The 12845-nt window shown below is 58.6% G+C and carries 10 protein-coding genes; 3 read left to right on the plus strand and 7 right to left on the minus strand.

Annotation, left to right across the window (positions count from 1 at the left end):
- Nucleotides 1-34: 34 nt before the first annotated feature.
- Together BS629_RS08250 and BS629_RS08255 are read right to left on the minus strand one after the other, a co-directional pair.
- Complete coding sequence (locus BS629_RS08250; RefSeq protein ID WP_026188563.1) at nt 35-1945, minus strand: propionyl-CoA synthetase; 1911 nt, start codon at nt 1943-1945, stop codon at nt 35-37.
- A gap of 82 nt (nt 1946-2027) precedes the next feature.
- Entirely contained in the window at nt 2028-2687 is a 660-nt protein-coding gene (locus BS629_RS08255) for a YggS family pyridoxal phosphate-dependent enzyme (RefSeq protein ID WP_018244149.1), read from the minus strand.
- A 200-nt stretch (nt 2688-2887) separates the two neighbouring features.
- Here BS629_RS08255 and leuS point away from each other — a divergent pair, with 200 nt between their 5' ends.
- The 3 genes from leuS to holA are packed head-to-tail and all read left to right on the plus strand — an operon-like array spanning nt 2888 to nt 7080.
- Nucleotides 2888-5518, plus strand: coding sequence for a leucine--tRNA ligase (gene leuS, locus BS629_RS08260; protein WP_018244150.1), 2631 nt, complete (start codon nt 2888-2890; stop codon nt 5516-5518).
- On the plus strand, nt 5508-6029 hold the full coding sequence (lptE, locus tag BS629_RS08265; RefSeq protein ID WP_018244151.1) for an LPS assembly lipoprotein LptE: 522 nt from the start codon (nt 5508-5510) through the stop codon (nt 6027-6029). Before leuS ends, lptE begins: the two co-directional genes overlap by 11 nt.
- A gap of 10 nt (nt 6030-6039) precedes the next feature.
- Nucleotides 6040-7080 (plus strand): DNA polymerase III subunit delta, encoded by a 1041-nt coding sequence (holA, locus tag BS629_RS08270; RefSeq protein WP_018244152.1) that lies wholly within the window; start codon nt 6040-6042, stop codon nt 7078-7080.
- Between the two features lie 104 nt (nt 7081-7184).
- Here the strand turns inward: holA and BS629_RS08275 are convergent, their stop codons facing one another.
- The 5 genes from BS629_RS08275 to mnmE all read right to left on the minus strand — a co-directional run bounded on the left by BS629_RS08275 (nt 7185) and on the right by mnmE (nt 12823).
- Nucleotides 7185-8066 carry a ParB/RepB/Spo0J family partition protein gene (locus BS629_RS08275; RefSeq protein ID WP_018244153.1) on the minus strand — a complete coding sequence of 294 codons (882 nt, stop codon included), beginning with the start codon at nt 8064-8066 and terminating at the stop codon, nt 7185-7187.
- A gap of 32 nt (nt 8067-8098) precedes the next feature.
- Entirely contained in the window at nt 8099-8893 is a 795-nt protein-coding gene (locus BS629_RS08280) for a ParA family protein (protein WP_018244154.1), read from the minus strand.
- Nucleotides 8894-8912: 19 nt separating this feature from the next.
- Complete coding sequence (gene rsmG, locus BS629_RS08285) at nt 8913-9530, minus strand: 16S rRNA (guanine(527)-N(7))-methyltransferase RsmG (RefSeq protein ID WP_018244155.1); 618 nt, start codon at nt 9528-9530, stop codon at nt 8913-8915.
- A gap of 25 nt (nt 9531-9555) precedes the next feature.
- Nucleotides 9556-11433 (minus strand): tRNA uridine-5-carboxymethylaminomethyl(34) synthesis enzyme MnmG, encoded by a 1878-nt coding sequence (gene mnmG, locus BS629_RS08290; protein WP_018244156.1) that lies wholly within the window; start codon nt 11431-11433, stop codon nt 9556-9558.
- Nucleotides 11434-11503: 70 nt separating this feature from the next.
- Nucleotides 11504-12823, minus strand: a complete 1320-nt coding sequence (mnmE, locus tag BS629_RS08295; RefSeq protein ID WP_018244157.1) for a tRNA uridine-5-carboxymethylaminomethyl(34) synthesis GTPase MnmE — start codon at nt 12821-12823, stop codon at nt 11504-11506.
- Nucleotides 12824-12845: the final 22 nt, after the last annotated feature.

The following is a 12845-nucleotide window of genomic DNA, read 5'->3' on the forward strand; positions in this document are numbered from 1 at the left end:
ACAATTCCTCAATTAGGCTTAGCGAAAGTTTAATTCACATCGGCAGGGAGCCGAAACCACGCCCACGCAGCGCCTCGGCAATTTCCTCTAAAATCGTTGGATCATCAATGGTTGCAGGCATTTTCCAGGGTATGCCGTCGGCGATCTTCTGCATCGTGCCGCGCAGGATTTTGCCGGAGCGTGTCTTCGGCAACCGGTTAACGATGATAGCCGTCTTGAAGGCAGCAACAGGCCCGATCGAATCACGAATCATCGCCACCACCTCTGATTCGATCGCCGTTGCGTCACGGGAAACATGTCGTTTCAGCACCAGGAAACCACAGGGCGCCTGACCCTTCAGCACATCGATCACGCCGATGACAGCGCATTCGGCGACATCGGGATGGCGCGCACAGACCTCCTCCATCGCCCCGGTCGAGAGCCGATGACCGGCGCAATTGATGATGTCGTCGGTGCGCGACATGATGAAGAGATAGCCGTCCTCATCGACGTAGCCAGCATCGGCCGTCTTATAGTAACCGGGAAACTCATCGAGATAGGCCGATCGGAAACGTTCGTCGGCGTTCCAGAGGGTCGGCAGGCAGCCGGGCGGCAAGGGCAGCTTGACGACGATATTGCCGAGCGTTCCCGCCTCGATCGGATGACCGGCATCATCGAGCACCGCCATATCATAGCCGGGCATCGGCAGTGCCGGCGAACCGTGCTTGATGGGAAGGGCGCCGAGACCAAGCGGATTTGCGGCGATCGGCCAGCCGGTCTCCGTCTGCCACCAATGATCGATGACGGGTATGCCAAGCATACGCTCCGCCCATTTCAGCGTCTCCGGATCCGCTCTCTCGCCGGCCAGAAACAGCGCGCGTAGATCCGGCATGGGATACTTGTGCATCAACTCGCCGTCACCATCCTCCCGCCGGATGGCGCGAAATGCCGTCGGCGCCGTGAACAGCACCCGCACCTTATACTCCGAAACGATGCGCCAGAATGTGCCGGCATCCGGAGTGCCGACCGGTTTTCCCTCGAAGATCAGAGTGGTTACGCCGGCGAGCAGCGGGGCATAGACGATATAGGAATGTCCGACGACCCAGCCGATATCCGAAGCCGTCCAGAAGACCTCTCCCGGCTTCAAGCCGTAGATATTCCGCATCGACCAGTTGAGCGCGACCATATGGCCGCCATTGTCGCGCACGACGCCCTTCGGCTGGCCCGTCGTGCCCGATGTATAGAGGATGTAGAGCGGATCGGTCGCCTTGACGGAGACGCAGGCGATCTCGGCGCCACGATGCTGCGCCACCGCCGCCTCGAAATCCTGATCCCGGCCGCTGACGAGATCTGCCCGAAGCTCCGGTCGCTGCAACACCAGACAGCGCCCCGGTTTCGAACGCGCGATCTCGATCGCCTGATCGACCAGGGGCTTGTAGGCGACGATGCGACCAGGCTCGAGCCCGCAGCTCGCGGTGATTACCAGCTTCGCACCGCAATCATCGATGCGCGCCGCAAGTTCGCTGGCGGCAAACCCGCCGAAAACGACGGAGTGAACCGCACCGATGCGGGCGCATGCGAGCATGGAAAAGACCGCCTGCGGCACCATCGGCATATAAAGGATGACACGATCACCTTTGCCGATGCCGCGCTCGACCAACGCTGCTGCGATGGCCATCACTTCCCGAAGCACCTCATCATAGGTAAAATGGCGTTTCTCGCCGTTCATCGCGCTGTCGAAGATGACCGCTGTCTCGCCGCCGCGGCCGGCAGCCACATGCCGGTCCAGGCAATTGTGGCAGGTATTGGTTTCCGCGCCGGAGAACCAGCGGCCATAGACGCCCTCATTGGGCGACAAAATCCGCTCCGGCGGCTTGAACCAGTCGATGTCATTGGCCGCTTCGCGCCAGAAGGCTTCGGGATCACCTTTCCAGGCCGCATAGGTCTGATGATAGCCGTTCTGCATCTGCTCCTCCCCAGGACATGCAAACCTCGATATCAATCTAGGCGGCATTAAGGGGAACAGGAAGCCCGACCAAAGCAGCGTTTCAGCGCGTGCCGAAAATTGCGGATCCCACACGCACGCTGGTGGCGCCGAAGGCGATTGCCGTCCCGTAGTCACCCGACATGCCCATGGAAAGTTTTCCGACGCCGCATTTGAGCGCGAGCTTTGCCAGCAGGGCGAAATGCGGTCCGGGATTTTCCTCGGCCGGCGGAATGCACATCAAACCTTCGATGGAAAGGCCGAGCTCGTCGCGGCAAAGGGCGACGAAGGCCGGCGTGTCGTCAGGAGCGATACCCGCTTTCTGCGGTTCGAGCCCGGTATTGACCTGGACATAGAGCCGCGGCGTCTTGCCCTGCCGCTTCATCTCATCGGCAAGCGCGCGGGCGATCTTTTCCCGGTCCACCGTCTCGATGACGTCGAAAAGCGCTACCGCATCCGCCGCTTTGTTCGATTGCAGCGGCCCGATCAGATGCAATTCGATGTCCGGACGCTCGGCTTTCAGCGCCGGCCACTTGCCCTGGCTTTCCTGCACCCGGTTCTCGCCGAAGACGCGCTGTCCGGCTTCGATGGCCGGACCGATCGCGTCCGCCTCGAAAGTCTTCGACACCGCTACCAGCTGAACGGAACCCGCCGGACGACCTGCCGCGCGTTCCCCGGCCGCAATCCGTGATCGCACGTCGTTCAACCGCTCTTGAAGTTCCATTGTTCTGCCTCGACATACCAGCATGAAAGGATTGGCAATGAACTAACCAGCCAACCTGTGCTTGCCAAGACCCGCCTTCGCGAAATCGCTTGTGCGTGATCAAGATCAGACGCTTGCAGCGCCTGCAAAACTTGACGCTACGGTGGTTTCATGGTGAAGGTCTCGACCAACTCCCCTGATTTTCCGGAAATACGAATACTATGGCCACCGAACGTTATAATCCGCGCGATGCCGAGCCCCGCTGGCAGCAGAAATGGAATGAAGACAAGGTCTTCGAGACCGACAATGCCGATCCGCGCGAAAAATATTACGTCCTCGAAATGTTCCCCTATCCGTCGGGGCGCATCCATATGGGCCATGTCCGCAATTACGCCATGGGCGATGTCGTCGCCCGCTACAAGCGCGCCCGCGGCTACAACGTGCTGCATCCGATGGGCTGGGACGCCTTCGGCATGCCGGCGGAGAATGCCGCCATGGAGCGTGGTGTTCACCCCGCCTCCTGGACCTACCAGAATATCGGCTCAATGAAGGCGCAGCTGAAGGCCATGGGGCTTTCACTGGACTGGAGCCGCGAATTCGCCACCTGCGACGTCGAATATTACCAGCAGCAGCAGCATCTCTTCCTGGATTTCCTGGAGAAGGGGCTGGTCTATCGCAAACAGTCGAAGGTCAACTGGGATCCTGTCGATAACACCGTGCTGGCCAACGAACAGGTGATCGATGGCCGCGGCTGGCGTTCCGGTGCGCTCGTCGAGCAGCGCGAACTGACGCAATGGTTCTTCAAGATCACCGACTTCAGCCAGGATCTGCTGGACGCGCTGGATACGCTCGATCAGTGGCCGGAAAAAGTGCGCCTGATGCAGAAGAACTGGATCGGCCGTTCGGAAGGCCTGACGATCCGCTGGGAGATCGTGCCGGAAACGGCACCGGCCGGCGAGAGCGAAGTCACGGTCTATACCACCCGACCGGACACGCTCTTCGGCGCCTCCTTCCTGGCGATCGCCGCCGATCATCCGCTGGCAAAGGATGCCGCCGCGAAGAACCCGGCTATCGAAGCTTTCTGCGAGGAGTGCCGCCGCGCCGGCACGTCGCTCGCAGCACTCGAGACCGCCGAAAAGAAGGGCATGGATACCGGTATCCGCGTCAGGCACCCGCTCGATCCCTCCTGGGAGCTGCCGGTCTATATCGCCAATTTCGTCCTGATGGATTATGGCACGGGCGCGATCTTCGGCTGCCCCTCGGGCGACCAACGCGACCTTGATTTTGCTCGGAAATATGGCTTGCCGGTGGTGCCCGTCGTCATGCCGAGGGATGGCGATGCCGCAAACTTTTCCGTCGTCGACACCGCCTATGACGGTGATGGCGTGATGATCAACTCCCGCTTCCTCGACGGCAAGACGACCGAGGAAGCCTTCAATATCGTCGCCGACCGGCTGTCGGCCGCTTCGCTCGGCAATGCGCCGCAGGGCGAGCGCAAGGTCAATTTCCGTCTGCGCGACTGGGGCATTTCCCGCCAGCGTTATTGGGGCTGCCCGATCCCGGTCATTCATTGCGATGATTGCGGTGTCGTGCCGGTGCCGAAGGAGGATCTGCCGGTCAAGCTGCCCGATGATGTCACCTTCGACCAGCCGGGCAATCCGCTTGACCGTCATCCGACCTGGCGCCATGTCTCCTGCCCGAACTGTGGCAAGGATGCACGCCGCGAGACGGATACGATGGACACCTTCGTCGATTCGAGTTGGTATTTCACCCGCTTCACCGCGCCCTGGGAAGAAAAGCCGACCGATCCGCAGGCGGCAAACCGCTGGCTGCCGGTCGACCAGTATATTGGCGGCATCGAGCACGCGATCCTGCACCTGCTCTACTCCCGCTTCTTCACCCGCGCCATGCGCGAGACCGGTCACGTGGCCGCTACCGAACCTTTCAAGGGTCTCTTCACCCAGGGCATGGTGGTCCACGAAACCTATAGCCGCGGCGCAGGCGCCAGCCGCGAATGGGTGGCACCCGCCGATATCCGCATCGACGAACTCGACGGCAAACGCCGGGCTTTCTTGCTGACGAACAACGAGGAAGTCGCGATCGGCTCGATCGAGAAAATGTCGAAATCGAAAAAGAACGTCGTCGATCCCGACGATATCATCGCCTCCTACGGCGCCGATACCGCTCGTTTCTTCGTTCTGTCCGACTCCCCGCCGGAGCGTGATGTCATCTGGTCCGAGGCAGGCGTCGAGGGCGCTCATCGCTTTACCCAGCGTCTGTGGCGCCTGATTTCCGAAGCCGCGGACGCGCTCTCCGCCGTCGCACCGGCGCCGGCAATCGATGGGGACGCGTTGTCAATCTCCCAGGCTGCCCACAAGACGCTGAAGGCGGTCCAGAACGACTATGACAAGCTCTGGTTCAACAAAGCCGTTGCCCGAATTTATGAACTCGTCAACGCGCTGGCCGCACCGATGACGAGGGTTGCAGCAGGCGAGGGTGATGCCACCTATCGCGCGGCCGTACGCGATGCCGCCGAGATCCTGATTCAGCTCGTCTCTCCGATGACGCCGCATCTGGCTGAGGAATGCTGGGCCGCGCTCGGCAATGCAGGACTGCTTGCCCGGGCAAGCTGGCCGCAATACGACGAAACACTCGTCATCGAAAACGATGTCGTCCTGCCGGTACAGATCAACGGCAAGAAGCGCGCTGAATTGACAATTTCTCGCGATGCAGATCAGAATGCCGTCACCGACGCCGTGCTGGATCTGGATGCGGTGAAGAACGCGTTGAACGGACAGCCACCGAAGAAGATCATCGTGGTTCCCCAAAGGATTGTAAACATTGTCGTCTGATATCGCTTGCAAGCTGGCTCGCAATGCCGGCATCGCCATGATCCTTGCCTCCGCGGCTTTTCTCTCCGCCTGCCAGGTTCGCCCGCTCTACTCCGAGAATTCCGGTGTCACTGAAAAGCTTTCCTCGGTCGGCTTTTCCCCGGCAGGCAGCCGCATCGAGCAGCAGGTTCGTAACCACTTGATCTTCCTTGCGTCGCGTGGGGCCGGCGAGCCTGAAAAACCGGAATATCAGGTCGAAATGCACGCCTCATCCACCGTTGCCGATACGCTGCTTACGGAATCCGCCGATACTTCGCGAGCCGGTCGTGTGACCGTCAGCGTCACCTACACGCTGCGCGCGGCGACCGACAATCACGTCATCAAGGCCGGCAGCCGGGCGACCACGGCGCTGGTTGATTTCCCTGACCAGGAATTTGCCAAGCAGCGGGCAATCCGCGATGCCGAAAACCGAGCGGCGGATCAGGTGGCGGAATTCGTAGGAGCCGATATCGCCGCTGCTCTCAGCCGCTGAGGGCGGAGATGTGGCAGAGATAAAATCCCACGAATTCGAGACTTTCCTGCAGAAATCGGTGCGGAACTATCGGATTTTCGTCATCTACGGGCCGGATCGCGGCCTCGTTTCCGAACGAGCAGGCTTGCTCGCCGGTAAGACTGGTGTCGCGCTCAATGATCCTTTCTCGCTGACGAAACTCGATATCGGCGACCTGCAGAAGGATCCCGGGCGGTTGGTCGACGAGGTCCAGTCGATCGGGCTGTTCGGCGGTGAGAAATTGATCTGGATCCGCGGCGCCGCCAACGAGAAATACCTCGTCGATTCCCTGGCGCTGCTGGCCGAAAAACCACTCGAAGCCGCCTATCTGATCATCGAGGCCGGCGACCTGAAGAAGGGCTCGTTGCTCCGCAAGACCGCCGAAGCCGCACGATCTGTCATGACGATCCCGTCCTACGCCGATGACAGCCGCGCTCTCAATGCCTTGATCGATACTGAGCTCGGGGCAGAGAAGCTCGGCATTACGCCGGCCGCGCGCCAGGCGCTCATAGCCTTGATCGGCGGTGACAGGATCGCTTCCCGAAACGAGGTTCGCAAGCTTGCTCTATACTGCCGCGGCTTCGATACAGTCGAAGAACATCACGTTACCGAAATAATCGGCGACGCCAGCGCCATCTCGGTTGACGACGCCGTCGATGCCATTCTCGGCGGCGATCTCAACGCCTTTTTGCACGCCATGCAAAAAATCAGCAGCTCGAAAACCGCGATCTTTCTCGTTCTGCAGGCATGCCTGAAGCAATTCCAGCTTCTGGATTCGATGCGCGCCGAGATGGATGAAAAACGGCTGCAGCCGCCCCAGATCATGCAGACGATGGGGCGGCATCTGCATTTTCGCCGCAGACCGATCATCGAACAGGCATTACGCCAATGGACCGCGGAAAGCATCGCGCGGGAATCCAATCGGCTGCAGGCCGCTATTCTGCAAAGCCGACGGAGACAGGTGCTAGAGGACAGCGTCGCAATGCAAACGCTTCTGTCCACCACCCTTCAATCCGGCCGGAAATCCGCCTGAGTAGCATCAGGCCGAGAGTCGGAACCGATTTTCGGCCTGCACGATGCGAGGATTGAAAGAGTGGTGAGTGCGTCCTTTGCGCGTCCAAAAGGACGCACAGCGTTTTAGCGCCTCTCGAGCAAACGGCAGATTTCCTCCAGCTGCTCCAGTGACTTATAGGAAATTTTGATCTGGCCACCGCCCGCCTTGTGATTGATCGCAACCTCAAGACCGAGTGCATCGGAAAGTGTCCGCTCCAGCGCCAGTGTGTCGGAATCCTTCTGATCCCGTCGTAAGGCCGCCTGCTGTGGTTCCGACTGAGCCTTTATATTGTTCTGTGCCAGCTTTTCCGCGTCACGCACCGACATGCCCTTGGCAACGATCGTACGCGCAAGACTTGCCGGGTCAGATGTCGAAACCAGCGCACGCGCGTGCCCAGCCGATAGGCTGCCAGCGGCCAGCAGATCGCGAACCGGATCCGGCAGCTTCAACAAGCGCAAAGAGTTGGCAACGTGGCTGCGGCTTTTGCCAATGATTTCCCCAAGGTCGTTCTGGGTGTAACCATATTCAGCAATAAGCTGCTCATAGCCCAATGCCTCTTCGAGGGCATTGAGATCCGCGCGCTGCACGTTTTCGACAATAGCGATTTCGAGCGCCGTCTTATCATCCACGTCACGGACGATGACAGGAATCTCGATCAGCCCGGCAAGCTGAGCTGCGCGCCAACGTCGCTCGCCGGCGATGATTTCATATCGATCCCGCGACATAGTCCGCACAACAATTGGCTGAACGATACCGTGTTGGCGAATGGAACTTGCGAGATCATGCAGCTCAGCATCATCGAAGAAACGACGAGGATTGCGGGGATTACGGCTAACGAACTCGATCGGGATCATCCTGTCGGCACTGATAATCCGCTCGGCTTCCACCGGGACAGGCTGATCCATTTCACCAATCAGCGCCGCAAGGCCACGGCCCAATCGCCTCTTCGATACATCGTCATTCATGATCTACACTCACCTACACCCCGAAAATGATATTACGCGGCCAGCCTTTGGCGCTCTCGCTGGATGACCTCGGAGGCCAGCTGCAGATAGGCCTGACTGCCCGCGCACTTCAAGTCATAGAGAATAGCCGGCTTGCCGTAGGACGGAGCTTCAGAAACCCGGACATTGCGCGGAATTAACGTGTGGTAAACCTTGTCGCCGAGATGCGTGCGCACGTCATTGACAACCTGCTGTGCCAGATTGTTGCGCGCATCGAACATCGTCAGGACGATCCCCTGAATATCCAGACGCGGGTTAACCGTCCGCCGAACCTGGCTGACGGTCTCAAGCAACTGACTCAACCCCTCCAGCGCAAAGAATTCACATTGCAGCGGAACCAAGACCGAATGAGCTGCTGCCATGGCATTCATTGTCAGCAGATTGAACGACGGCGGGCAGTCCAGAAGAATATAAGAAAACGCCATGGCTTCGGGCGAAGACAACGCTTTCCGCAGTTTGAAGACCCGATCGCTTTGCTGCGAGATCTCCATCTCGATGCCGAGCAGGTCCATCGTCGACGGGACGATAAAGAGATTGGGAACCGCTGTCTCGAGAGTTACGTCGGGGATCCCACGATCACCAACCATCAGATCATAGGAGGAAAGCTTGCGATCACGACGATCGATACCGAGGCCGGTGCTGGCATTGCCCTGCGGATCGAGATCAACGATCAACACACGCTCACCAATAGCCGCGAGCGCCGTTGCCAGATTGATTGCTGTGGTCGTTTTACCAACGCCACCCTTCTGATTTGCGATGGTGATAATCCGATGTCGTTCGCCAGCCATTGCCGCAATATCCCATCTGTTAAACCAAGCGCCGGAGATTTGATACTTCCAAGATAACGGATTCCTGCTCGACGGCGCTCTTATGTTCTAACAGATCGAATTCCCACCGACCACGGGCTTTGTCGATTTCCCTCAGGTAATCCCGGCCTTTGTGAAAAAAGCCACGACAATTTTCCTTGCCAAGCATCCAGGGGGCTGAATAGCCGAGGAGCCCGTCAAGATCGGCAAGGGCGCGCGCTGAAATCGCATCACCTTCGCCAATCTCCGGATAGGCATCTTCGATTCGAAGGATATGCACGCTGCCGCGCGCATTGGTCTCCCGCAACGCTGTCCGCAGAAACGCCGCCTTTTTATGGTTGCTTTCGACCAGATGTACCCATCCGTCCTGCAATTCGGCCAGAAAAATCGCCGTAATGACGCCGGGAAAGCCACCGCCACTTCCGAGGTCGACCCAGCTTATCGGTTGCGGATGAATCTGAAAAACCTGGCTGCTATCAGCGATGTGCCGGTCCCATAAGTCTTCAAGGGTCGACGGCGCCACCAGATTAATAGCTTTCGCCCACTTCTGAAACAGCGCAGCGAAGTGTCGAAGCCGTTCCTGTGTTTCACGTGAAACACGCAAGCCGTTTAATTCCATTCTGAAAGACTCTCAAATCTTGTAATCAGGCCCGATGACGCTCAGGCGAGGGGAGGCGACGCAAGTGCACAAGCAGCAATGCGATTGCCGCGGGCGTCATTCCTTCAACGATTGCAGCCTGGGCAATATTGAAAGGGCGAGCAGCATTGAGCTTTGCCTTAAGCTCGTTGGAGAGTCCGGAAAGTGCGTCATAATTGAAAGTAAGTGGTATCTGTCGGTCTTCGTCGCGCTGCTGATCAGCAATCGCCGTCGCTTGCCGATCCAGATAAACCGAATAGCGCGCCTCGATTTCCAACGCTTCCGCAACTTTCGGCCTCATCGCGCCGAGCGTCTCTGGCCAGACATGCCGGAGCGCGGAAAAATCGTAATTTGGATAAGATAGCAAATCATAGGCGGTTCGGCGCTGCCCATCCAGATTGATATTTAGGCCGGCGCGTCGCGCCTCATTCGGTGTAATCGTCAGCGACTGCAACAGCGCCCGACCACTTTCAATTTCTGACTGATAGGATGTGAATCGCTGCGCCCGCTCGCCACTTACACATCCAAGCCGCATGGCCAGGGGCGTTAAACGCATATCGGCATTGTCAGCGCGCAAAGTCAGTCGATACTCTGCACGCGATGTAAACATACGATACGGCTCCGTAACGCCGCGTGACGTGAGATCGTCAATCATGACGCCGATGTAGGAGCTTGTCCGACTAAAATGAAACGGATCCGAATCATTACTTCGCAAAGCAGCATTCAACCCGGCTGCGAGCCCCTGAGCGGCTGCCTCTTCATATCCGGTGGTGCCATTGATCTGCCCCGCGAGAAACAGGCCTCTCAGCCGTTTGACCTCCAACGATGGCGTCAACTCTCTCGGATCGACATGATCATATTCGATCGCATAGCCCGGTTGCAGTATTCTTGCCACTTCCAGACCCGGGATCGTTTTAATGAATTCGGCCTGTACTTCCGCCGGCAAGGAGGTGGAAATCCCGTTGGGATAAACTGTGTCATCGTCCAGCCCCTCGGGCTCGAGAAAGACCTGATGTCCATCCCGCTCTCCAAATTTCACCAGCTTGTCTTCGATAGACGGGCAATAACGGGGCCCGACGCCTTCGATCTGCCCAGAATACATTGCCGAGCGCATAATATTGTCGACGATGATGCGATGGGTCGCTTCGGTCGTTCTGGTGACGCCGCATTCGATCTGCGGGGTGGTAATCGCATCGGTCATGAAGGAGAAAGGAACAAGCTCCTCGTCAGCCCCTTGTCGACCGACGGATTGCCAGTCGATCGTCTTTCCATCCAACCGCGCTGGTGTTCCGGTCTTCAGACGTCCCAACTGCAATCCCAAGCGGCCGAGGGTAGCAGACAAGCCGATCGACGGTGGCTCACCGACACGCCCGGCCGGTGTCTTTTCCGAACCGATATGAATAAGGCCGCGCAGAAAGGTACCAGTGGTCAAAACCACCGCCGGCGCTTTCAAGATCCGACCATCCTTCATGATCACGCCAGCGACGCGACCATCGACAACTTCTAGATCAAACGCATCGCCTTCGATGATATCCAGGCCAGGCGTCGCTTCGATCGCCGCCAGCATTGCCAAGCGATAAAGCTTTCGATCGGCCTGGGTCCGCGGTCCTCGGACAGCGGCGCCTTTCTTCTTGTTCAGCATCCTGAACTGAATGCCCGCGGCATCGGCGACGCGTCCCATCAGACCGTCCATCGCGTCGATTTCCCGAACCAGATGGCCCTTGCCAAGCCCGCCGATCGCCGGATTACACGACATGACGCCGATCGTGTCTCGTCTATGCGTAATCAGGCCGGTTTTCGCCCCGAGGCGCGCAGCTGCGCTGGCAGCCTCCGAGCCCGCATGGCCGCCACCTATCACAATCACATCGAAGGCATTATCCGTCATTCAAGACTCCACATCCGGCGGACGTTTCACGTGAAACCAGGGCAAGCTGACGCCCAGGGTTTCACGTGAATCATTTGCCGATACAAAACTCCGAGAAGATCACCCCGAGCAGATGTTCGACATCCACTCTTCCGGTAATTCTGCCCAAATACTCTGCGGCAATTCGCAGCTGCTCGGTCCGCAGTTCGAGATTCACATCTGTTTGCGATAACGCCGCCTCGAGCGCTGCTAAACATTTCGTTAGCGAATCTTTATGCCGCTGCCGGCTGGGAATCGCCATGGACAGACCGGCGAAACGTTTCTCGACGATATTGCCGATCAACCGTCGTAGTTCCGGCAAACCGACACCCGTCGCCGTCGAAATCTCCAGATCATACCGATCCGAGGCGATGTCGATGAGATCCCTCTTTGTCCCGACAGTAACATGTGGAGAGGTCTGATCCAAGTCATCGGGTATCAGAGGATTCGCCATGTCAACCAGCAGCAGAACAAGATCGGCATCGCGAAGCGCAATACGCGCCCGCCGCACGCCCTCCATTTCGACACGGTCATCCGCCTGCCGAAGTCCCGCAGTGTCATAAAGCTTAATCAGATAGCCATCAATATCGAGATCAACCTGCAGGACGTCGCGGGTGGTTCCGGCAATCTCCGTCACAATTGCGACGTCACGACGCGCCAAGGCGTTCAACAGACTTGATTTCCCGGCGTTCGGAGCCCCGGCGATGACCACCTTGAAGCCATCCCTGATAATTTCGCCGGCCGAAGCTGCGGCCAGGTGATGCTGGATATCGTTGCGCAGCTTCTCCATATCGGCCCAGACCATATCCGATACTGACCCCGGAACGTCATCCTCGTCGGGGAAATCAAGTTCGGCCTCGATCAACGCTCGGGCGCGTGTTAATCGTTCCGCCCACGAATCGTAAATTGTGGAAAGCCCGCCTGCGCTATGTTCGACCGCAAGGCGTCGCTGCATTTCAGTCTCGGCGCCGATGAGATCGGCCAGCCCCTCCACCTCGACGAGATCAAGTTTGCCGTTCTCAAAAGCCCGGCGGGAGAACTCACCTTCGACCGCCATCCGAACACCTGGAATTTCGCCAAGCGCGTGAAACAGCGCCGCCAACACGGCTTTGCTGCCATGGATCTGCAGCTCGGCAACATCCTCACCGGTAAACGAATGAGGGGCAGGAAAAAACAGCACCAGGCCGCTATCGATCGGCTGATTGTTACGAGTCCGAATCGTTCGGTGAGATACGTGCCGGGCAGCCGGAACTGATCCGACGAGCCTCGCCAAAATATCTCTGGTCAGGGGACCGCTGATACGAATGACTGACACGCCCGAAGGTGGAGCACCGCTCGAAAGCGCATATATGGTATCATTCAACATGGCCATATCGCCTGGTCCGTCGGTTGGA

The sequence above is a fragment of the Rhizobium leguminosarum bv. viciae USDA 2370 genome (genome assembly GCF_002008365.1).
Taxonomy (GTDB): Bacteria; Pseudomonadota; Alphaproteobacteria; order Rhizobiales; family Rhizobiaceae; genus Rhizobium; species Rhizobium leguminosarum.

What these genes read in the sequence shown, in the direction of transcription:
- BS629_RS08250 (WP_026188563.1), bottom strand. Translation starts at nt 1,945, where the DNA reads ATGCAGAACGGCTATCATCAGACCTATGCGGCCTGGAAAGGTGATCCC.
- BS629_RS08255 (WP_018244149.1), bottom strand. Translation starts at nt 2,687, where the DNA reads ATGGAACTTCAAGAGCGGTTGAACGACGTGCGATCACGGATTGCGGCC.
- leuS (WP_018244150.1), top strand. Translation starts at nt 2,888, where the DNA reads ATGGCCACCGAACGTTATAATCCGCGCGATGCCGAGCCCCGCTGGCAG.
- BS629_RS08275 (WP_018244153.1), bottom strand. Translation starts at nt 8,066, where the DNA reads ATGAATGACGATGTATCGAAGAGGCGATTGGGCCGTGGCCTTGCGGCG.
- BS629_RS08280 (WP_018244154.1), bottom strand. Translation starts at nt 8,893, where the DNA reads ATGGCTGGCGAACGACATCGGATTATCACCATCGCAAATCAGAAGGGT.
- rsmG (WP_018244155.1), bottom strand. Translation starts at nt 9,530, where the DNA reads ATGGAATTAAACGGCTTGCGTGTTTCACGTGAAACACAGGAACGGCTT.
- mnmG (WP_018244156.1), bottom strand. Translation starts at nt 11,433, where the DNA reads ATGACGGATAATGCCTTCGATGTGATTGTGATAGGTGGCGGCCATGCG.
- mnmE (WP_018244157.1), bottom strand. Translation starts at nt 12,823, where the DNA reads ATGGCCATGTTGAATGATACCATATATGCGCTTTCGAGCGGTGCTCCA.